Genomic DNA, 22,772 nt, shown 5'->3' with positions numbered 1-22,772 from the left:
ACGTGAAAGTCTCTTCCGGAATACTCCAAAAAACCTTTGCAGGATTGTTTATTGGATTCCTGGTGGTGATACTTTACGGTTATTTTAAAGGATACGACCTCAGCATACCATGGAACGTGACCACCTCTGCAGAGTCAGAAGAAGTATTGGTCCATCGATTCCAAAAGGGCTCCTTTACATTTGACTTTACGGGAACATCTTACGAACTGGCAGAAAACTTCTCAGCAGGCCCCATCGAGACAAAAACCACAAGTAATGCTTTCTTCCTGTTTACCATCTTTCTGGGTATCTGTATTATCCTGGCAGTAAGTACCTACCTCTCCAGATTATGGTTCATTGGAATTGCCGGGCTGTTTATTTTTTTTATAATCAACCTCCGATTGCAGGATATTGGTTTATTCGGGCTGGATGTGCAGTCCAGCCTTCCTGTTATCATTGTCCTGGCCGGATATCTCATACCCGCATATTTGTTTCATGCCTTTTACTCCGGCACTCTTTTTTTGATCCGTTTCGGGTCTCTGGTTGCCGTTTCTGTCCTGATCATCTTATTTTCGCAGACTGATCCGGTTGCACTTCAAAACCAGCTAATTACCGGCAGCTACTTCGGACTGGTTATAGTTGCACTCATCTTTCTCCTGATCATCGCAGAAGAAAATGTTTTTGGGATCCTTTACCTCATCACTCAATCCAAAGGAGGCAGGAACAATCACATTCACTTTTTCATTTTTTCGTTGATCTATCTTGCATTCCTTGGCGCTTACTATGGCAAAAAATCCGGCTTGATCAATCCGGATCTGACTTATTTTGATCCCTATATCCTTTTGACAATTAGCAGCCTTGTTGCCCTGTGGAGTTTAAAGTTTAAGCAGAAAATATTCGAAAATATTATTTCCCCGGAACATTTAAAACTTGTATTTACAGGCCTGGGTATCACCACGTTTGGCTTCCTGGGGCTGGCTTTTTTTCAGGGAAACGATGCAGTCTATGAAGGCCTGCATTATTTCATCATTTACTGTCACCTGGGGTTTGGGGTGATGTTTTTCTTCTATCTCATTTTAAATTTTATTAACCCGCTAAGTAAAGGCCTGCAGGTATACAAGATCGCGTATAAAGAGCAGAATTTCCCATATGTAAGTGCCAAATTAGCTGGTATAGCTGCCGTAGCAGGTTTTTTCTTCCTGGCCAGCAAAGAGCCTTTTCTCCTGTTTCGGGCGGGGCATTATAACTACCTGGGCATCCAGGCGGAAAGCACGGGAGAAGTACCCCTGGCTCAGGAATATTTTCGCGAAGGAAGTATTTATGGACATGATAACCATTTTTCAAACTACAAAATAGCTTACCATCAATTACAAAACCAGGACATTGATGAGGCCACTTATCGTTTCAGGAGGGCCACACTCAGGTACCCCTCCCCACAGAGCTTCGTAAACCATTCAAGCACTCTTGCAATGCAGGGAGAATCCACACCCTCCCTGGTAAGCCTGAAAGAAGGCCTGAGGCAATTTCCCTCTAATAATCAATTGCTAAATAACCTGGGGCTCACTTACCTGGATCTGGGAGAAACAGAACAGGCCCTGCAGTACTTAAATCAGTCAGGTTCAGGTGATAAATGGACAAACGCTAACGAGGTGAACCGATGGAAAGTACAGCCCCTGGATACCTCTGCAGCAATCAAGGCTTATAATGAAGGAAATATTGCTGTAAAAACGAATATTCTACACAGACAGCTCCTGGAAGGGATACAGCTAAATGTGCCTTTTGACAGTAGTTTTCTATACCCTTCATACCCCCTGCACAGGGTCACTTACCTGATTAATGCTGCCTGGTTCTTTCAAAATGAGGAGTTGGGAAGCCACCTGGAAAGAGCCCTGAGCCAGGGACTAATGGATGAATCGGTTTTTCAAAATGCAAAACATGCTGCCAGTCTTAGTAACTACCTGCAGGGTGATGTGAATCAAGCCGTTCTTTCACATGACATCCTCAGAGTCGAATCACGCGATATCTTTCAGGCTGAATACCTGCATGAGGCAGGGCTGATGGCTTTGGAACAGCATGCATTGCCCAATGCACTGAGCTTTTTCGAAGAAGCTATTGCTCAGGGGAGCCAAAAATCGCTACTGAGCAAAGTCGCCACCCTGATGGAAATGGGGGAATTTGAGGCTGCGCTCAGTTGGACCGGATCACTCGTGAAGGCTGATTCCGCTTATGGGCAATTGGCCACAGACCTGGAAAAAATAATGAAGAAAGGTGATCTGACCCTCGATGAGCAGCTCACCCGCATGTATTATTTCTATGAGGATTACTCTTTGGCGGAAGCCAGTGTGCTTTTAGCAAAGGCTGATCCCCCGTATGTGTTTTCCTTATGGCAAAAAATCGAGGCAGAGCTCTTGCTGGAAGAAGCGTACGAAAAGCTGGCGGACTACCGTGACTTGTTTGCCCCGTACCTGCCCCGCAATGCCTTCCGGGAAGCTGAGCTCCTGATAGCGCTTGCTAACGGGCGAAAAGTGGAAAATGATCATGTGCTGTCTCAGGCATTGCAGGCCGAAGCAGATACGGTAAAAGCAAGGAGCCTTGCTGAAATCGCCAACCGAAATGCGCTGAATGTCCCGCTCTTCCTGGCCGCTGTACACGAGCTCAACAAACTGGACGAAAACACTGCCTATGATGCACTGGTCCAGGCCTATAACTTAAACCGGCACAGCCCAAGAATCATTAAAGCCTACATCGATCAGTGCCTTCAGATGAACCTGACGGATTACGCCACCGCACCGCTAAACAGGCTTTCAGCATTTTTGCCGGAAGACGAATACTTCCGGTATGTAGATACGGTAAATCAAAAAATAGAAGCCATCGAGCAGGAGAGTGGATGGTGAGGGTGGTTTATGTGAACCGACGGCTGGGCAAAATAACAATGTATTCTTTTATCGTGCGTCCATGTAAGTCTGTAGGCAGAAATAATAGTTCAGGGAATCCTCCCTGTTGAAAATACTGGTCAAATGCATTCCTGACAAACGCACCGGACTTGCTGGTATGTGTGGGTTGAATGTCCTTGAAATCCAAAAATTCCGCATAACTCAAAGGATAATGTTGAACTAATGAAATTTCAGCTTTTTGAATTTCTTATACTTAATCTTATTTTTACCAGCCTATGGATCATACAGTTACTGACATTACTCCAATCCGATGTTTACATGCTACTGGTAATACCATTATAGACGTGGTAATAATTTCCGGAAAATTATGGGTTAGAATTATTGATTACCGAACCAACCACAAACTCGAACAACTTCATGCTCATCCGGAAACTATCAATCAATCCCATTACGGAAAAATTGTAAATAAAATTATACCCAAAGCATTCGAATATTGTAAACTCATTTCTAAAAGATTATCACTGCAGGATCTAACTGAAGATAGTATTCAACTTAGAAAATTGCTATCCCAAAGTTCCCATGGAAGTGCTACTACTTTAATGGAAAAAACCGGATTTACTTTTGGCAGGTTAGCTGATGCTGCCAATCAGCTACAAGAAAAAGGGCTCATTAAAATCTATAGTTATAGTAGTTATACCTATCACGACAAATACTCCCACTTGCGAGACTATTTTGACCCTCAGAAGAATCTGATTTTCTTATGACCATTCTATTTAGTGATTGATAGTTCCACCCCAGAATCTTAAATCAAATACTCAGATCAGATCCAACCCTTCAGTAACGCACTTCTGGCGCGGAAGTTACTTCCGAGCGAGTGGAAATAACCTCCATTTTTTTAGTGTGCTTAAAACTCAAGAAGGAATTCCACAACAGGCCTGACATAAATGGCCCTATCACTCTCCCTGATTATTTCTGATCGGTCACTGGTAACATCCAGGGGAATGTCGATATTCCGCTGCCTGATATGTGCAAAAGACCTTTCTATTGGATCCGCAATTTATTGTTTTGATCCTGCTTTTATCGATCCTGCTTTCTCTCATTCTTTCCCTTTATATAAGGATAATATTACCTATTTATTTCTTTGTATAGAAGGAGAGAGGTCAAGGACTATAAAATGAGTATGATACTCACCGAACTACAACACCTCCAAATACCGCTTTAATGCCGGGTTTTCATTTTTTGCCTTCCATACAGCAGACAGCTTCGTGCGCTGTGGGATCTCTTTCAGCTCTATAAACCTGATCTTCAGATCAAACCCATACTGCAAAGTGGTGGGGACAATCGCCACACCCAGTTTGTTTTCCACCAGCCGGAAAATGGTGTTGGCATGGACGGATTTGTGCGAAACATGCGGCGAAAATCCCGCATCTTCACAAATACTCATGATCTGATCATAATACCCAAAACTGTAATCACTCGAAAACAAGATGAATTTTTCCGCTGCCAGTTGATGAACGCTTTCGAAATTAGAACCATCCAGGAAATGGTCCGCTGGCAGCACCACAGAAAAGGTATCCTCAAAGACGGTCCGGCTCTCCATGTCATCGGGGGTCCTGTTGAGCCGTACAAAGCCAATGTCCAGCCGGTCATGCTCCAGTTCATTGAGCTGATCATAGTTAGACATTTCGGTCAGGCTGGTGTGGATCCCGGGAAATTTACTGTCCAGCTTGGTCAGCGATTCCGGGATCACCGTTTGCATAGCCGAGCCCACAAACCCGATCCGCACCTCCCCCTCTTCCCCTTTATCAATCGACCTTAAGCTTCTAAATGTAAAATCCAGTTGATTGAGCCATGTTTCCGTCCGGTCCCTGAGGTACTGCCCGGATGGTGTCAGCTCCACGTTACGTTTGGTCCGAATGAAAAGTTTGACCCCGAGCGCTGCCTCCAGCTGGCTGATCTGCCGGCTCAGTCCGGGTTGGGAAATAAAAAGCCGGTCAGCCGCTTTCCTGAAGTGAAGTTCCTCTGCTACTGCCAGAAAATACCGCAGGTGTCGGATCTCTATTTGATTACTCATGGTTATCAAATGATGACGAAAATAGTATTTATAGTTATCAAAACTAACCTTTAATTTTGAATTCAGGATTCAAAAAACATTATACCCCATGCAGTTTAATCTAGGATCTGACAAGCTGACAGTAACTAAAGCGTTGGAAATAGAAGCCAATCGACTGACAGCAGTATTTAACAACCAAACCAGCAAAGCAATCGCTTCCAGTCATGAAGCGGTCCGGAATATTGTGGAGAGTGACCGTGTGGTTTACGGTATCAACACCGGCTTTGGACCACTCTGCACTACCAAAATCTCGAAAGAAGACGCTAAAAAGCTCCAGGAAAATATTTTGAGAAGTCACAGTGTTGGGGTGGGAAACCGTCTTTCTGAGGAACTGACCAGACTCATGCTGATCACCAAGCTTCAGTCACTGAGTTTTGGGTATTCGGGGATCTCCATGGAGGTAATGGAGCGGATCAAATGGCACCTGGAAAACCGCATTACTCCTGTAGTTCCGGATCAGGGATCAGTAGGAGCATCCGGAGACCTGGCGCCTCTGGCCCATTTATTTCTTCCGTTGATCGGTTTGGGTCAGGTACTTCACAATGGCGAAGTTTCTGAAACTGATAAGGTGTTGGATAAATTCAACCTTCGCCCGATCGAACTAAAACCGAAGGAAGGTTTAGCTCTGATCAATGGCACACAGTTCATCCTGGCCCATGCCACCTTAGCTACTCAAAAGCTGGCCAACTGCCTGGATGCAGCCGATATTATTGGTGCAATGTCGCTGGAAGGGGTTTTGGGCTCTGTTTCTCCTTTCCACGAAAAACTGCACGACCTCCGGCCATTTTCAGGATCAAAGCACGTGGCCCATCGCTTACGAACCCTACTGGACCGGTCTGAAATGGTCGCCTCCCATGCCAACTGCGGTCGGGTCCAGGATCCGTATTCCATAAGGTGCATGCCACAGGTCCACGGGGCCAGCCGCAATGCCTGGCAGCACCTGAGAGACGCCACCGAGACCGAGCTGAATGCCGTTACGGACAACCCCATCATTCTGAATAAGGACCAGACCATCAGCGGGGGCAACTTTCACGGGCAGTTGCTGGGACTTCCACTGGATTATGCCACACTGGCTACCGCGGAGATCGGTAATATCTCGGACCGGCGCACCTACCTCCTGCTACAGGGGGAAGCAGGTCTTCCCCGGCTGTTGATGAAAAACACGGGCATCAATTCGGGCTTCATGATCCCACAGTACACTTCCGCTGCCCTGGTCAGCGAAAACAAGTCTCTCTGCTTTCCCGCCAGCGCTGACAGCATCCCCACCTCACTGGGACAGGAAGATCATGTAAGCATGGGATCTATAAGCGGCAGACGGTTGCTCCAGGTCATCCAAAACCTGGAAAACATCCTCGCTGTAGAGCTGATCTGCGCCGCGCAGGCTTTTGACTACAGGAAACCCCTCAAGTCAGGGCCGATCCTGGAAGCTTGTCACGAGATAATTCGCCATGAAATAGATCATGCAGAAGAAGACCGTGTATTTGCTCACGACATAAAAATTGCCAGGGATCTGATAAAATCCGGGAGACTGGTAAGCACCGCTAATGAAGCAGCAAAAGAAAATAACATTAACCTCAACGGACCAAATCATGAATTATTCTCAGTTTCTTGAAAAGTACGCCAGTCATCCACACTATAAAGCCCCTACCGGCACTGCGCTAAATGCCCGATCGTGGCAGACCGAAGCGCCACTACGGATGCTGCTCAACAACCTGGATGCAGCTGTAGCCGAAGACCCGGAAAGGCTGGTGGTATATGGCGGTACCGGTCAGGCAGCCAGAAACCCCGAGTCACTGCAAAAGATCATCAGATCGCTACTGGAACTGGAGGAAGATCAAAGCCTGCTCATCCAATCCGGGAAACCCGTAGGTATCGTGCGCTCTCACCCTGAAGCCCCACGGGTCCTTATTGCCAACTCCAACCTCGTACCTGCCTGGGCCAATTGGGAGCACTTTGAAGAACTCAAAGAAAAAGGCCTGATGATGTACGGACAGATGACTGCCGGAAGCTGGATCTACATTGGTTCGCAGGGGATACTCCAGGGGACTTATGAGACCTTTGCCGCTTGTGCACGACAACATTTTGGAGGAACACTCAAACATAAACTGCTCGTTACCGGTGGCCTCGGTGGTATGGGAGGCGCACAACCACTCGCTGCCACGATGGCCGGAGCTACCTTTCTGGGTGCCGACGTGGATCCAAAGCGGATCGAGAAGCGGCTAAAAACAAGGTACATTGATCGCATGACCTATAGCTACGAAGAAGCCAGGGACTGGGCGCTTGCCGCAAAAGAAAAGGGTGAAAACGTCTCCATTGGGCTGGTCAGCGATATCGGGGACCTGCTGGAAAACCTGCAAAAAGACGGCATCACTCCTGATGTGCTGACCGACCAAACTTCCGCACATGACCCGGTACACGGATATGTGCCGAACGGGCTATCGCTGGAGGAGGCTGATAAGCTCCGAAAAGAAAACCCCGTACAATACAAAGAGCGATCTCTAAAAAGCATGGCACGTCATGTGGGTTTCATGCTGGAAATGCAGAAAAAAGGAGCCAAAACATTTGATTACGGGAATAATTTGCGGGAATTCGCAAGGCAAGGCGGAGCGACGAATGCATTTGATTTTAAAGGATTTGTCCCGGAATACATCCGGCCACTCTTCTGTGAAGGGAAAGGTCCGTTTAGATGGGCCGCTCTATCCGGTGATCCGGAAGATATCTACACCACGGACAAAGCGTTGATGGAAGCATTTCCCGAAAACGAGCCGCTGATCAACTGGCTCAGCCAGGCTAAAGAAAAAATCGCTTTCCAGGGGCTACCATGCCGCATCTGCTGGCTGGGAATGGGAGAAAGAGAAAAGGCCGGGCTCATTTTTAACGAACTGGTTAAAACGGGAAAAGTAAAAGCCCCGATCGTGATCGGACGGGATCACCTGGACTGTGGCTCTGTAGCATCCCCTAACCGGGAAACAGAAGGCATGAAAGATGGATCGGATGCTGTGTCTGACTGGCCGTTGCTAAACCTTATGGCCAACACCTCAGGCGGAGCCACCTGGGTCTCGTTTCATCATGGAGGTGGTGTGGGTATGGGCTACGCTCAGCATGCCGGTATGGTCGTACTGGCTGACGGTAGCGACAGAGCGGAAAAATGCCTGGAGCGGGTACTGTATAATGACCCGGCAATGGGCATCTTCCGGCATCATGATGCCGGATATGACGAAGCTACGGAAGTTGGAGAAAAATTTAGTCTCATCATTTAATAGGAGATTAAACAGAATTCTTTCCAGGCAGGGTCTCCGAAGGGACTCTGCCGGAAGTTTTCCTCAGAGTCCCTGGCGGAGACTCTGAGGGGAATAATTATATAATGGATCGGTCGAAACACAATTGGAAAGCTTTAATGAATTGCCACTTCCCTGATTCGGAAGTACTTTATTCTCGTGTAGGATATTGATCATCTCAACTAAAAAAGGCCTCCCTGAGATCAGGAAGGCCTAATTTTATATTACTTATTGACTAAAAAACTAGTTACTAAGCTTAAAGATAATTGGAAGTACCATTCGCACTTTCACGGCTCTACCTCGCTGCTTACCAGGCTTGAATTTAGGTGATTGCCTCAGTACTCGCTCTGCTTCTTCATCACAGCCCGCTCCAATACCTTTCACAGCTTTTACCTCTGTCACCGTACCATCTTTGTCCACAACGAACTGCACATAAACTCTTCCTTCGATACCCATTCGCCGGGCCTGTGATGGATAGTCCATTTGATCAGAGACGTATTTATAAAAAGCCTGCATCCCTCCGGGGAACTCCGGTTGATCCTCAACGATAGTAAATACCTCGTCTACAGCCTCCTCTTCAGGAGCTTCTTCAAATACAATATCTTCGATTACTGTTTCCTCTGTTACCTCTACGTCAAGCTCCACATCGATTTCCTCTTCGATTTCCTCTTCGTCTGGAACCTCGATAATCTCAGGAAGCTGTACTTTCGGTGGTGGTGGAGGTGGCTGTTCGGTAGGAGGTATCTCCATAATATCCTCAAAGTCATCATCCACATTACCTAAGTCCATAATGCCACTGTCATCGTAGGTTCTCCATTCAAAAGCCACGATCACAAGCAAAAGACTTACGGAAAGGCCGATGTTCATAAACAAACCCGACTTTCTCGTTAAATCTGCTTTTGGGTTCTTTTTCTCTTCCATAATTATCTTTTAAGCTTACTTTTACAAGAGTAATTCCAAATATATTACTTATCAAACTTTTTTTCTGCACGGAATAGTTCCTTTTTTACGAAAAAACCAGCAACTATACCCACCAGAGCCCCGATGATGTCCACAAAAAAATCCAAAATATCAGCAGATCGGTGCGGGATAAATGCCTGAAGCCACTCCGTAACGGCGCCAAATATTAGGGCTATGCCTAATACAAACCAAAATACATGCCAGTTTGGTTTTCGGATCAGCACCACCAGCAGAAAGCTCCATCCGGAAAACAACCCGAAATGAGCAACCTTATCCTGCCATTGAAAGAGCTCAAAATCTGGCATATCTGTACCCGGAGAAAGTAGCAGATAGACCATCCCTGCCGACCAAATGATAAAAGCTATGGCAAATACTTTGCGCAACCTGACTTATATCAACTACCTACCAACTCTTTATAGGCGGCAGCATCTATAAGTTTATCTCCTTTGTCAGAGATCTTCACTTTGATCATCCATCCGTCACCATACGGGTCTGAATTGACGAGCTCAGGGTTGGACTCCAGGTTTTCGTTAAACTCTAGAATTTCTCCTGACAAGGGCATAAAAAGATCAGATACAGTTTTTACAGCCTCCACAGTGCCAAATACCTCGCCCGCTTCGATCGTCTCACCCTCAGTTTCTATTTCTACATATACAATATCTCCAAGCTCACCCTGAGCGAAATCGGTGATTCCCACATAGGCTTGATCACCTTCTATTCGGACCCATTCATGATCCTGGGTGTACAGTAAATCTTCCGGAATGTTCATACTTCAATTTTCTGTTAATATAATTTGAGTCAATGTTGAAAGCACCGAGAGCTCTCCAAGGGTTTCTTATCTGCTACCGGCACTTTTTATGGTGCCCAAAAATACTGAAAACCTGGACTTTGCCCTATTGTGCCAGGCTAAATCTTAGCTGCGTTCCAAACGCTGTAGTGGCAGTCTTAAATGAACTGATCTTAGGCTCAGTAACACTGCGCTCAAAATACATGGTCAGATCCAGCTGATCATTGATCTTATAGGTCATGGACGGACGAAGCTGAAAGTTGGTATTCCCGTTGGTTACCTTGCTTTCTCCTTCCAGCTTCCGCTGAACGGTCTCCGTATCCCTTATGGTCATACTCACCCGGAAGGTCACATCATTTTCCAGTGTGATCGTACGCCCCTGAATTTTAAAAGGCAGCTTGAAATCTGATTTCGAAAACCCAAAATCTAAGGTCACATCATTACTGCTGGTCTCAGTTACCTGGGCATTGGCCATGTTCAGTGACAGGTTACGTTCCTTTTTATATTCCAGCCGGGTAGAGATATTATTTTTTGTCCTGAAATTGATACCAATTAGTGGAGCAAACTGCTCGGAGATAGTCACCTGGTTAATCAGGTAAACGGGCACATACCTGCCGGAATCAGTGGTTTCAAAAGCCATCGGATAATCCAGCACACTGTTATCCAGAGTGAGGTTATTATCATATTCCAGGGAGTTGGTATAATTATTCACATTATAAACGGAACGATATCCGTGGGTAAGGGTAATGGAAGAGAAGATCTTTTCAAATGCAGGGATTTTTGAGAGTCCGTTAAAATCTACCCGCCAGCTGGGAATCGGTATTTTCGGGAACGGCGTAAGGTCAGCACTCCAGGCACCCTCACCGGAGTAGGCCGCAAGGAAAGCCGGAATTAACACATCCTGAGACAATGAGTCATAGCTTCCCGGCTCCAGATTGAGTGCGTTTTGCCGTTGCAGCATGGTACCGATGTTTTCCCTGAATGCATCAAATGATTCAGACGTGTTGTTCGGACCTTTTTTATCAAAGGCTGTTTTGATAGACATAAAAGAAATGCTGTAAGATCCGTAACGTGATGGCGTAAGTGACCTGAAACCACTATTGTCCGGATTCAGTGTATCCTCCACAAACCGGAAAATTTCCTGGAAAGTCCCGGAGACTGTCCGCTTTGCATCAAGCTGTATTTTAAGATCCTGGGCTGGCTCTATAGCTGCACGCAAAGTCAGGTCGGTGTTTCTGGATTGCTGAAATGGAGTGGTTAATTCCTGGCTTTCGCTAAGCCAATCATTTCTCACTGCCTTAGATCGAATATCAGGATCCTGATCCCCTACCAGAAACTTCCATCCCGGGGCATTCCATCCACTATCCAGGCCAAAAAGGAATGGTGTGGGTGTAAATCCTGCCAGGGTTGTGCTTTCCCTGATATTATAAGTGAAATTGATGTTTCTCAGAGACATCATTAGTCGTAAAAATCCACGTACAAAACCTCCTCCTGAAGACTCTTCCTCGTCATTACTACCCGGACGCTTTCGTCTGGGTGAGTTTACTTCTTTGAGATAGGCAACCTTGTTATAGAGCTTCACCATATCCACTTTCCCTGAGAGCCCCTGATCTCGCCGGTTCTGTAGGGTATGTCCAAAAAATACACTATCTGAATCCAGCTGGTTAAGTCCCCCTGCCGTCCAGGTATATCCGGCTGCATACCGCACATCTGCACTTAACCAATCCGTAATTGGCAGTTTATCCAATGGGGTGCGATATGTCACTGATACATCCTGGCTAAAGTTTTTCATCCGCCCAAGATCCTTTATCTGTTCCCAAATGTATTTTCGCTCTTCTACTGTATTGAGATCTCCTTCTATAGGTGTAACGATCCCGGCAAGCGTATCCCCTTTTTCAATTTCATCTATCACTGCATTGGCGCGGGCATTGTAGTCCAGGCTAAGGCTTTTGGTCAGATTCCACCTCAGGCCATAGGTTCGGTTAAATGTAAAGAGTCTCTCATAGTACAATAATTCCGGATCGACTTTTAACTCATCATTGTAAAGCTGAGTCATTCGGAAGCTTCTGTTTAAGTCACCACGAAAGGATAAATTACTGGGCAGAAAAGAGAAATTGATATCCTTGATCAGCTTCAGGTATGGACTACTAAAAGCATCCACACCCCCAAAAGGCTCCCAAACCAATGGTTTTGGTGAATAATTATAGCCTACTCCACCACTTATAGATTTCTGAAGATACGTTTCCGTATTTACATTACTGGTAAGGATATCACTGTAGGCATAAGAAAAAGAGAGGTTTGAAATATCAAAGAAATGCTTTTTTGCATCCGGGTTTACTTTCTCTTTCCGGACATTGGTAAAATTTATGCTACGTCTTTCTGAACGGTCCTCAACAAGCTTCCGGTATGCTGACCGCTCCTCAGGTGAATTAATACTCTCTAACGATGCTTCAAGAGGAACGTCCGGGTCTAAAGGATCAAACTGTGGAATGCTTCTGCTTCGTTCATAACTTACAAACATCGGCACCTTCAGGCCGGTCTTCTCAGGAAATAAGAATTGCTCCACATTCACATTGGCCGAAACGTCATACTGCAGGGTTTCTTCCCGGGTCCTTTGCTGGATAGTCTGCTGAATATTTCCAAAACCAATTGAGGTATACCGTGTAGAAGCTGAAACGGTTGCCACATCGGCCAGTTTGGTACTTAATCTTGCATTAGCTGCCCATCCTCTTCGCTTATCAAACTCCGTAACCCGAAGCTCATTGGCCCACAAACAAATTGATTTTGGTGCCCGATCATCAGACTCAGGATTCCGAACCCCTATCATCAATACCTGTACCGAACTGATGTCCGGATTTCCTTTTACCGTAATCTTATATTTTCCATCTTTAGATGGTACTGAATAAGGAGCCTGGATCGGTATGTTCAATCGATTCCTGTTAGACTTAATTCCCAGAAGCTCTTCCAGTGATAAATCAATCTCATTCTGTTTGGGCCAAACCTCCTCTGCACTGGATGCATCGGTACTGGTAATCTTTAAGGGCAATTCAATCTCATAAAAATTATCATCCTGTTCTGTCCCTAACCGTAAAAAACCATTAACCTCATCATCCAGGACTATGTCATTATTTTGGGCGTGAGCATGTAAGAACATTTTTAAACGCCCGTAGTTAAGCATATCAATAGTCACATTCTTAAATACAGCCCGAGCATCCTTGTCCTCTAAATCTTCGACACAGATCTGAAGAGACTGCTCATTCACTTGTCTGTTAAGCAAAGTAGTATTGTCCCGGTCCCGATCGATCCCCGGAGGGACAAAATATCTCACATTGTTACCCGAACCGGTACTGTTTTCCTCGATACCTACCACTGAAATATCAAAATCAGAAAAGGACTGTTCCGGTATTTCATTCAAACCGCGCTCGTTTAAAGCCTCCCGATGCTTCCGCCACTGACTGCCCACCAGCTGCATCTGGGCCATCCGAAGCACCACCGGCTCGCTGAAGTTTGTCATATACATCCTTAAATAGCGAATATTTTTGAAATCATTTATGCCTCCATAAATGTAATCTGGGTCTCGAATAGGAATTCTAAACAGGTACCAGGTAGCCTCGCCATCTGAGCTTGAAATCTCATCTACAATATGATTTTTTCCCACCTCTAACTCTCCATCAAGCAATGGAATTCTATATTCATAATATTCCTCCAGTTCAGAAATGGTGTTGTCCTTATTCAAATCTTCATTGTCAGGTGTAGTTGTGGAAGCCTGGGTTCCTCTTACCGGAGAGTTTCCCTGCATTCCGTTATAATTTTTATATCGTTCCAGAATTTTGACATTAGCTGCATCCAGGTCATCACCAAGAAAATAATCGAAATTGTCAGCTGAGATATCATCCGCAATCAAAGCAGCAACATCAGCAGGTAGGCTATTTGTGAAGTCCCCGAAAATCTGAGCTTCTCCCTCATCGTCCAGGCCATCCAGACCTATATCTTGCCGCTCTCGTGCAGATTCTGATGACTCAAAGTAATTAGTCAGGAAAGGGTCGGCCGGCGCCCGACCCCAATCAGGATCTTCTACGTATCCCTGCGGGTCATCGCTGGCAGGGAGTCCGCTTTCAAAGCCATGCCTACCATCTGGTATGACATCTTCCGAAACACTTCCCAGGTTAAACACCAACTCACCGCCCGTTTCATTATTTGTGTTAAAAATTCCATCCCTTACAATTCCACGAGTTCCACCAATAAATGGGTCCAGTAACCAAAATTCGAGATACTCAACGTTGACCTTATCAAAATCCACCTCATTAGTCATCGCCTGGGTAATTCCTCCGAAATTTTGTCTGGCACGAGCGCGGTCTTCAAAGCCTGCAATGGTTTTCTCCCCTCGAATGATCTCCAGGTCATCAGAATAGTTGTACTGACCCCGCTCATTAGGAAAATACGCTATATCGAAGATGGGTTCGGGATTGTTTACGATGTTCTGATTACGCTCCCGGAAAATCTCCTGTTGAGAAATGGCCCTTACATAGTGATTGGATAAATCATCCTCGGTGAGGTTGGTTGGACGATCAGTTCCGGTATTCACATAAAAGACAGATCGATCGATGGTATACCATGCAATCTTACCCCGGTAATCATTCTCTCCTCTCGGGCCATCCCCAATAAACCGGTCATTTACCGTTTGTGGAGTAGACGCAAGCTTCCACGATGGCCAACCTCCCAGGTTGATAGGGATAATAGCCTGCTCAAAATCGTCAATGTATGAAGTTCCTTCACCATTGACTAAATTGGAAGTCCCGGGGACTATCTGAGCGAATTCTCCATTAAAAGTGATCGAGGAAGGAGCTTTGGTACTGATGAGCGGTAAAAAATCCATAAACTTGGTCAGAAAAGGCACCTCATCCTGAAAGTTGATATCAAAGCCGTACTTGGTGTTTCTGGTAGGTTCGTCCCCTATGGTGTATCGTGAGATCCCTCCCGGCCGCTCATTCAGGTGCAATAAGGTTGCCCCAATGTTGAAGCGATCGTTAAACTGATAATCAAAACGCGTACCGTATAACCAGCGTGACTGAAAGTTGAAAAGATCAGCCTTCTCATACGAAATATTGATGGTTTTCCCTGAATTAAGAATCCCTTCGTTCAAAAGCCTTACCCGACCAAGGTTATAATCTACCGTATAATCCAACCCCTCAGTAAGTGGGGTATTACCGGCTGTTACTACCACAGAGTTTTCAGCGATATTGATACCCGGAAGAGCTATCTCACTGGACGAACCCGCATTGAATTTTCCTGTAATGAAAAACTTGTTTTTTGAAGCCACCTGCTCAGCATCAGCCCTCGTGGTGCTGTAGAGCGTATCATATACATACTTCTCTATCAAAGCCAGCTCTGAGTCTGCAAATTTACTCCTGAGTGTGCTCCCAAACGGTTCCAGCACTGGAAATATGATGTTTCCATTGCGAGAGTCTATAGTGATACCTTCGATGTAGTCAAAGTTTCCATCTCGCTGCTGGTCATTGTTTTGATTCAATCTGTCCAGCCCTAAAAGCTCAATGAGCGGTCTGTCCTTGGTGTTTCTACCTTCGTGAAGTGAGGGGTTATCAATACCCGATGCATCGTCACGATACCTTACCCGAAGAGTAAAGCCTTCTCTATCGATCTGACTGGCATTCAGATTATAGATGTTCTTCATCATGAGGTCCCAGGTTGGAACGTCAGTATTAATTTTGTTTGGTCGAAGCATCTTGAGGAATATGACCTGGTCTTCCGACAGACCGGAATAGTCCTCAGTAAGCTCACCCACAGAAAAAGTTTGCCCATTATAAGTATACTCATAGGACACGGCGAGCATTTCATCATTCTGAAGCTTCCTGAGCAGGGAAACATATCCCAGTTGCCTGTTGACCACATATTCATCATCCTCAAGTTTACGAGCGGTCCCTATTTTCACGAAATCCAATGAATTAACCAGTCCGTTCGCTTCAAGGGCAGTTGTGATATCAGAACTGTTTCTGGTACCATTTACCACACTGGCATAAAGGTCATTGTTAGCATTGTCTGTGGGTAATAACCCGTTTTTTACTCCTGAAACCTTATTGCGGTTGGCGCGGGTTGTTTCACCCAGATCCATCAGCCCAACCACCTCGCGCGTTGTTCGGGTGTCGTTATTTCGGTTGATTACGTAAACCTCCACTCGGGTTACATTAAGTCCTGAAGTGATCTGAGGTAAATTATTGTGCCACCGTTCATAGCTTTCTCTGAAGAAGTGTCCCAGGAAGAAGTGCCGATTTTCATCATAGTTGGAAGCTCTTACTTCGAATTCCTTTCCCTGAAAGCCACTTTCAATGGTTAGCACCTCACTTTTACCCTGCTGTCTGGAAACAACTCCCGTAATAAAAAGCTTACCAAACTGAAGCTGTGTTTTCAACCCAAAAAGTGACTGGGCTCCGGTCATCAGGCTATTGCTCACCGGCATGCTGACATTACCGATCTCGATCTTTTTTACAATATCCTCCTCATAGCCAGTGTACTCTACTTTCATATTGTTTTGAAAGTCGAATGTATTGTTGTTATCAAAATTGGCAGTGACGGCAAGCTTTTCCCCTATTTTACCTACCAGGTTCAGTGATATTTGCTGGTTAAAATTAAACCCGCCATTACGTTGCTGTCTTCGTGGGATAGCAGGATTATCTACCCGCTGAAAACGACCCCCAAAGTCGAGGTTGACAAAGCCATTGGGCTGAATATCTACGTAACTACCGCCAAATAGTCGATCAAAGACCGGACTGATATAAAGGCGAGGTATCAGGTCCCTTCCGCTAACTGCACTTTCCCCATCCAGACCTGAAGATTTTTCTTTGAAATACTCCTTGGTGATCTGCTGGTCGTTGTACTGATCATACTCCTCAAAAGACATGGTGGTGACGGGACGAAAATTAACATCACCGATTCGCTCGTAAACGGAATAATTGACCGTAGAGTCAAAGTCCACCTGAAGGTCAATACTGGACGGATCTTCTAATAACAGTGGCGACGGACTGTCACGATTAGAAAAAGGATCACCAAAACGGTAAGCTGGTTGAAACGTTGGGGTCTTTGTTGGCGTATAAGGCTCCAGGGTATCGGCCTTTGTCGTATCCTGTTTTGGACTTTGCTGCTGAAAAACATTGAGATAGGAGGAGTTGACTGCTTCTGTTTGAAACCAGAAGCAATAGGCGACTGCACTTACCAATACTCGTATGTAAGCTTTTCTCTTCAACAATTAAAGTAAATATCTCAAGCTCTCTTCAGGGCAAGCTTAATCAATTCCTCAAGATTAATGTCTTGCCCGTGTTGTTTCAAAATGATGTCGATACTTTTTTCCGCCGAAGGTTTGGCGATACCCAAAGTAGTCAAGGCGGATAACGCCTCTTCCCGTAAAGTATTGTTGGCAAAAGGTACTTTTTCAATGGCTTTATCCAGTAAGCCTTCTTTTTTCATTTTGTCCTTCAGTTCCAGCACGATACGCTGTGCCGTTTTAGAACCAATACCTTTTACTGACTGGATCGTCTTTACATCCTCATTCACGATTGCATGCTGTAACTCTTCCGGAGAAAGAGAAGACAAAATCATGAGTCCGGTACTCGGACCTACCCCTGAAATGGAAATAAGATCTAAAAATCTTCGCTTTTCAGACTCTTCAGAAAATCCAAATAACGTGTGTGCGTCCTCTCTAATACTTAAGTGGGTATAGAGCTTACACTGATCCTTACCTTTGATCGCTGAGTATGTTATCAGGCTGATTTTTGCCTCATAGCCAACCCCATTGATATCAATGACCACATAAGTAGGATCCTTTACTGCAAGCTTACCTTCCAGGTAATTGATCATATTTTATTTTCTTTCTGTTCGTTTAGCTGGGCATCTACCACGGCAATGGCTACCATGTTAAAAATATCTCTAACGGAGCTTCCGATCTGTAAAACATGAACGGATTTATTCATACCCATCAACACCGGCCCAATGGCCTCAGCGCCCCCAAGCTCCATGAGCAGCTTATAAGCAATATTTCCGGAATCAAGATCCGGGAAAATTAATGTATTTGCAGCACTTTCTGCCAGCTCACTAAACGGATAATTTTCCTGTAAAAAATCTTTATTGAGTGCAACATTAGCCTGAATATCCCCATCAATCACCATATCCGGCCATCTTTCTTTAGCCATTGCAGCTGCCTTAGCTGCTTTCTCAGGTACTGCGCCTCTTGCAGAACCAAAATTTGAGTAAGATAAAACAGCAATGCGTGGTTCCGTATCGAAAAACTTCACCACCCTGGAGGTAAGGCCTATGATATCGACCAGTTCCTCTGCTGTGGGATTTACATTTACTGTGGTGTCAGCAAAAAAGAAGTTGCCTTTGTTATTACTGATGATGTACATACCAGCTACCCTATCCACGCCTGGTTCAACCCCGATCACCTGGAGGGCAGGTAATACGGTCTTGGGGTAATCATTGGATAGACCTGATATAAATGCATCTGCCTCCCCTTTTTCCAGCATGGCAGTACCAAAGTAGTTTCGGCTTCTTCGCATATCCTTCTGCGCCATTCTCAGGGTCACTCCTTTTCGCTTTCTTTTATCATGATAGAGTTTAGCAAACTCATCCACTTTATCCGGTTCCTGATAAGGGTCAATGATCATGCTTTCATTTAAGCCCTCCAGCTCATTTTCCCTGATCAAAGCAAGAATTTTTTCATGATTACCGAGGAGAATTGGCTTAGCTATTCCCTCATCTATAGACATTTGCGCAGCTTTCAGCACATTGACATCATCAGCCTCAGCAAAAACCACACGTTTAGGGTCTCTTCGTGCTCTGGTGATGAGCCTGGAGATCAATCGCTGATCAATTCCAATGCGTTCCTGCAGGTCCAGCCTGTACTGATCCCAATCTTTAATGCCGATCCTCGCTACACCGCTATCCATAGCTGCCCTGGCCACAGCCGGTGAAATGGTGGTGATCAACCTTGGATCCAGGGGTTTCGGGATGAGGTAATCCGCACCAAACTTCAGGTTTCGCTGAGCGTATGCTTTAAGAACCATTTCCGGCACAGGTTGCTTGGCAAGATCTGCTATGGCTTTCACAGCCGCCAGCTTCATCTCTTCGTTGATGGCTGTGGATCGCACATCCAGCGCTCCCCTGAAAATGTATGGGAAACCGAGTACATTATTGACCTGGTTAGGATGATCAGAGCGGCCAGTGGCCATAATGATGTCTTTCCTGGTTTTCATGGCCAGATCATAAGCAATCTCGGGGTCAGGATTTGCCAGGGCAAAAACAATCGGATCTTTAGCCATCTTCTTCAGAGTGGCAGGTTTTAGAATATTACCAATGGATAAGCCTAAAAATACATCGGCCCCCTCCAAAGCTTCTTCCAGAGTATGCAGGTCACGATCCGTGGCATACCTTGCCTTTGTTTCGTCCAGGTTTCCCCTGTCTTTACGAACCACGCCTTTACTGTCAGTCATGACAATGTTTTCGGGTCGGGCTCCCAGGGATGCATAAAGATCCGTACATGCAATGGCCGCCGCACCAGCCCCGCTAACCACTATGGTTACATCTTCGATCTTTTTACCAATGATTTCTAAGGCATTGATCAGAGCAGCACTGGAAATGATCGCAGTGCCATGCTGGTCGTCATGCATCACCGGGATGTTCATTTCCTTGCGGAGTGTGCTTTCTATCTTAAAGCTTTCGGGTGCTTTGATATCCTCAAGATTGATGCCGCCAAACGTCGGTTCCAGACTCCTAACGATCTCTATAAATTTATCAGGGTCGGTCTCATTGATTTCAATATCAAAAACATCAATGCCCGCAAATTTCTTAAAGAGCACTCCCTTTCCCTCCATTACCGGCTTAGAAGCTTCAGGACCTATATTACCTAATCCAAGCACAGCTGTACCATTGGATATTACTCCCACGAGATTTCCTTTAGCAGTGTATTTATAGACCTGCTCCTTATCTTCTGCAATCGCTTTGCAGGGTTCAGCCACTCCTGGGGAATAGGCTAAAGCAAGGTCACGCTGACTACTTAGGGGTTTAGTAGGTGTAACTTCTATCTTTCCCGCTGGCTTTGCTTCATGAAAATCCAGCGCTTCTTTTCTTCTTATTTTAGCACACATTCTTAGGTTGGGTTTTTAAAACTGGTTGTTTTTAAGAAGGATTTTTCGGCAACCTAAAGGTGGAAATTATTGCCTCGACTTCTCTCAAAAGTCCTTTTTTCTTGGTTCCGGGTGAATACACGTATCCTTCTATGTAATAAAGCCTTTGACCTTTTTCGTCAACAAGCGTATAACTCACAAACGGCCCTCCTCCTGACATATTACTGATGGCCCACAGACCCCGTGATTCTACAGCAAAATTGTTATTGAAGTTGACGCGCTCAGAATAAACCGGAACAATCTCCTGACGCTTGATGTGCAACTCAGGCTTTTCACTGTCTCGAAGATATGTTTCTGTGATCTCATCTCGAAGCTCGCCAATGTCATTAAAAACAGCCTGACTGGAGTAGGGTCTTTCATGAATAAAAACGTTAAGCTCACTTTCTGCTTCCAGCTTACGCAACCACACAAAATCTTTCAGGTTTTTGGCCAGATCATACCCAAAGGGAATTTTAATACTATAGCCATGATCTTCTTTGATGGCTTTCATCAATTGCTTTTTGGTGGATCTAAAGATCTTTTCACGGGTTCTTTGCCTTACTGCAGTTTCAAATAGTTCTACAAGCTGAGATTTGTTATCTTTAATGTTTTCTACCAGTTGCTCTTCGTCCTGACCAAACAGATAAAGGACAACTTGTCCTTTGGCAAACTCATCTTTTCTTACACTATAATAAAGTGAGCTGTCGCGCTGGATCATTTTTAGTGATTTATCTGTGAAGTACTCCTGTACAGTCCTGTTTTGAAGAGATTTATTATCAAGAGTCATCACAAAAATCATATTCTTTGCATTTTTCAGGACACTGTTGAGTTTTCGCGGGTTTACTTTATTGAGTGCAAACTGGTATTCGTCCTGTGGCAGGATTCTTACATATTGCTGATACATGTCCCTGATGGTCTCCCCCACCGGACCCTGATAGAGTGCTGAATCAATTACCAAAATGATTTCGTCGTCTTCACCTCTGGCTAAGGGCATGAAGTCGTTTTTTACCTTATCGGTAGTTGACTTACAGCCAGAGAAGGATAGTAAAGACAGAAATATTATTGAAAAAAATAATCTCATGACATTATCGGGGTTTTTAAAATATAAGTAAACGATTATTAACCCAAATTACTTCATCCAGTTGTAATTTGTCCAAAGGGCAAACCAAATCAAAGTTTTGCCTGAAGCTTTACTCCAGAAAAACAGCTCTGTTTTTACAACGAACCTACCTGGAAGATATGATAAGCCGCTGACCCGGTTTGATATCGCTACCACTCAGATTGTTTAGCTTTTTGATCTCATCGATCGATAGATTTGGGTGGTTACGTGCTATACCCCAAAGGGTATCCCCTGACTGCACATAATAAAACTCCTGGCCATCCTTTAGCTCGAGCGTCTCAGCAGTGCGTGCCGATGCATACAGATCTTTTGTCTGACTGGAATAAGTCGGCAAAACCCAAATATTCAATCGCTGACCGATCCGGATCATGTTGCTATTCAAATTGTTCCATGATTTAAGGTCGGAGACTCTGACATGATGTTTTTGTGCTATAGTGCCCAACACGTCCCCGCTCCTTACCCTGTATACGAAACGTTCTCTTCCGTAAGTGCTTCCGGGCATGTTCCTGGCAAGGTATTCCAGATGTTCTTTTCCTACTTTACCAGCAGTATCATACAGTACGGTCCTGTTTGATACAATGCTTTCCTTCAAATCGGATGGGATCTTCAGAGAGAAATTTTTAGTCCCTTCAGGTAGTGCACCTCGCTTTATATTTGGATTGAGCTTCAGGAGATCGTCCAGGCAGAGGTTAAGCTGCTCAGAAAATGTCTCGAGGTGAAAGTACTGGCTTACCGTAATAGTATCATAAACAGGCAGCATTTCCCGGTCCTCTACAAAAAGATTATGCTCCGGAGCATAATTAAGTGTGTAGGTTATAGCCACAAACTGCGGAACATAAGACCGCGTCTCTCGAGGCAGATACCGGTAGATATCCCAAAACTCTTTTTTATAACCGCTCCTTCTGATAGCCTTCCTCACATTACCTGGCCCACAATTATAAGCTGCCAGGGCAAGCTCCCAATCACCAAACATGCTGTAAAGATCCCTTAAGTGTCGGGCAGCAGCATCTGAAGATTTATATGGATCCATCCGGTCATCAAGATACCAGTCATTTTGTAAACCATACATACGACCTGTAGAGCTGACAAACTGCCACAACCCCACAGCATTGGCTCTGGAGATAGCATTAGGTCTGAGTCCTGACTCTACAATAGATAAATACTTAAGCTCTTCAGGCAGGTTATACTTAGCCAGGTATTTTTCGAAAATAGGAAAATAAAGGTCTACCTTTTTAAGGACCTCACGGGTGTAATTTCTGTCCCTAACGGTAAAATAATCGATAAATGCTTTTACCCGCTCATTATAATTAAGCGGCACTTCCGATTCAATACAGGAAATTCTATCTGCGACCTCCTCATAAGTAGCATCAGGAATATAATCGTAGCTAATACCCGATTGGGCACTACTTGTAAGCACTGCCCCCAGGCCCAAAGCAAGTAAAATACTCTTCATCCTAACCATAACGATA

General features: G+C 45.0%; 13 protein-coding genes. 4 read left to right on the top strand and 9 right to left on the bottom strand.

Annotated elements, in window-relative coordinates:
• The first annotated feature begins 2 nt into the window (after nt 1-2).
• Both AC3E9V_RS03530 and AC3E9V_RS03525 read left to right on the top strand, forming a co-directional pair.
• Nucleotides 3-2,873: a tetratricopeptide repeat protein gene (locus tag AC3E9V_RS03530; RefSeq protein WP_488751805.1), complete on the top strand. Its 2,871-nt coding sequence runs from the start codon at nt 3-5 to the stop codon at nt 2,871-2,873.
• A 275-nt stretch (nt 2,874-3,148) separates the two neighbouring features.
• Nucleotides 3,149-3,637 carry a hypothetical protein gene (locus AC3E9V_RS03525; RefSeq protein WP_488751804.1) on the top strand — a complete coding sequence of 163 codons (489 nt, stop codon included), beginning with the start codon at nt 3,149-3,151 and terminating at the stop codon, nt 3,635-3,637.
• Nucleotides 3,638-4,068: 431 nt separating this feature from the next.
• On the opposite strand, the gene AC3E9V_RS03520 is transcribed toward AC3E9V_RS03525, so the two are convergent.
• Nucleotides 4,069-4,947, bottom strand: a complete 879-nt coding sequence (locus tag AC3E9V_RS03520; protein ID WP_488751803.1) for a LysR family transcriptional regulator — start codon at nt 4,945-4,947, stop codon at nt 4,069-4,071.
• An 88-nt stretch (nt 4,948-5,035) separates the two neighbouring features.
• Between AC3E9V_RS03520 and hutH the strand changes: the two genes are divergently transcribed.
• Together hutH and hutU are read left to right on the top strand one after the other, a co-directional pair.
• Nucleotides 5,036-6,598, top strand: coding sequence for a histidine ammonia-lyase (gene hutH / locus AC3E9V_RS03515; RefSeq protein ID WP_488751802.1), 1,563 nt, complete (start codon nt 5,036-5,038; stop codon nt 6,596-6,598).
• Nucleotides 6,576-8,246: a urocanate hydratase gene (hutU, locus tag AC3E9V_RS03510; RefSeq protein ID WP_488751801.1), complete on the top strand. Its 1,671-nt coding sequence runs from the start codon at nt 6,576-6,578 to the stop codon at nt 8,244-8,246. Before hutH ends, hutU begins: the two co-directional genes overlap by 23 nt.
• Before the next feature lie 261 nt (nt 8,247-8,507).
• Here hutU and AC3E9V_RS03505 read toward each other — a convergent pair whose 3' ends face one another.
• From AC3E9V_RS03505 to AC3E9V_RS03470, 8 genes are all read right to left on the bottom strand, one after another.
• The gene (locus AC3E9V_RS03505) at nt 8,508-9,185 is read right to left on the bottom strand and encodes an energy transducer TonB (RefSeq protein WP_488751800.1); all 678 of its coding nucleotides are present in this window, start codon (nt 9,183-9,185) and stop codon (nt 8,508-8,510) included.
• A 44-nt stretch (nt 9,186-9,229) separates the two neighbouring features.
• Nucleotides 9,230-9,607, bottom strand: a complete 378-nt coding sequence (locus AC3E9V_RS03500) for a VanZ family protein (RefSeq protein ID WP_488751799.1) — start codon at nt 9,605-9,607, stop codon at nt 9,230-9,232.
• An 11-nt stretch (nt 9,608-9,618) separates the two neighbouring features.
• Nucleotides 9,619-9,993 (bottom strand): glycine cleavage system protein GcvH, encoded by a 375-nt coding sequence (gene gcvH, locus AC3E9V_RS03495; protein WP_488751798.1) that lies wholly within the window; start codon nt 9,991-9,993, stop codon nt 9,619-9,621.
• Nucleotides 9,994-10,117: 124 nt separating this feature from the next.
• Complete coding sequence (gene sov / locus AC3E9V_RS03490; protein WP_488751797.1) at nt 10,118-17,269, bottom strand: T9SS outer membrane translocon Sov/SprA; 7,152 nt, start codon at nt 17,267-17,269, stop codon at nt 10,118-10,120.
• Between the two features lie 17 nt (nt 17,270-17,286).
• The gene (ruvA, locus tag AC3E9V_RS03485; RefSeq protein ID WP_488751796.1) at nt 17,287-17,880 is read right to left on the bottom strand and encodes a Holliday junction branch migration protein RuvA; all 594 of its coding nucleotides are present in this window, start codon (nt 17,878-17,880) and stop codon (nt 17,287-17,289) included.
• Entirely contained in the window at nt 17,877-20,165 is a 2,289-nt protein-coding gene (locus AC3E9V_RS03480) for an NADP-dependent malic enzyme (protein WP_488751795.1), read from the bottom strand. Before AC3E9V_RS03480 ends, ruvA begins: the two co-directional genes overlap by 4 nt.
• 31 nt (nt 20,166-20,196) lie before the next feature.
• Nucleotides 20,197-21,264, bottom strand: coding sequence for a DUF4837 family protein (locus AC3E9V_RS03475; RefSeq protein ID WP_488751794.1), 1,068 nt, complete (start codon nt 21,262-21,264; stop codon nt 20,197-20,199).
• Between the two features lie 145 nt (nt 21,265-21,409).
• The gene (locus AC3E9V_RS03470) at nt 21,410-22,756 is read right to left on the bottom strand and encodes a lytic transglycosylase domain-containing protein (protein ID WP_488751793.1); all 1,347 of its coding nucleotides are present in this window, start codon (nt 22,754-22,756) and stop codon (nt 21,410-21,412) included.
• Between the last annotated feature and the right edge of the window lie 16 nt (nt 22,757-22,772).

The organism is Marinoscillum sp. HNIBRBA16962 (genome assembly GCF_057801515.1).
Note: the sequence above shows the minus strand (reverse complement) of the source record. Positions and strands in the feature narration are given on the sequence as shown.

Excerpts from the sequence above, each read along its gene's own strand:
- AC3E9V_RS03525 (WP_488751804.1), top strand. The coding sequence starts at position 3,149 with ATGGATCATACAGTTACTGACATTACTCCAATCCGATGTTTACATGCT.
- AC3E9V_RS03520 (WP_488751803.1), bottom strand. The coding sequence starts at position 4,947 with ATGAGTAATCAAATAGAGATCCGACACCTGCGGTATTTTCTGGCAGTA.
- hutH (WP_488751802.1), top strand. The coding sequence starts at position 5,036 with ATGCAGTTTAATCTAGGATCTGACAAGCTGACAGTAACTAAAGCGTTG.
- hutU (WP_488751801.1), top strand. The coding sequence starts at position 6,576 with ATGAATTATTCTCAGTTTCTTGAAAAGTACGCCAGTCATCCACACTAT.
- AC3E9V_RS03505 (WP_488751800.1), bottom strand. The coding sequence starts at position 9,185 with ATGGAAGAGAAAAAGAACCCAAAAGCAGATTTAACGAGAAAGTCGGGT.
- gcvH (WP_488751798.1), bottom strand. The coding sequence starts at position 9,993 with ATGAACATTCCGGAAGATTTACTGTACACCCAGGATCATGAATGGGTC.
- ruvA (WP_488751796.1), bottom strand. The coding sequence starts at position 17,880 with ATGATCAATTACCTGGAAGGTAAGCTTGCAGTAAAGGATCCTACTTAT.
- AC3E9V_RS03480 (WP_488751795.1), bottom strand. The coding sequence starts at position 20,165 with ATGTGTGCTAAAATAAGAAGAAAAGAAGCGCTGGATTTTCATGAAGCA.
- AC3E9V_RS03475 (WP_488751794.1), bottom strand. The coding sequence starts at position 21,264 with ATGAGATTATTTTTTTCAATAATATTTCTGTCTTTACTATCCTTCTCT.
- AC3E9V_RS03470 (WP_488751793.1), bottom strand. The coding sequence starts at position 22,756 with ATGAAGAGTATTTTACTTGCTTTGGGCCTGGGGGCAGTGCTTACAAGT.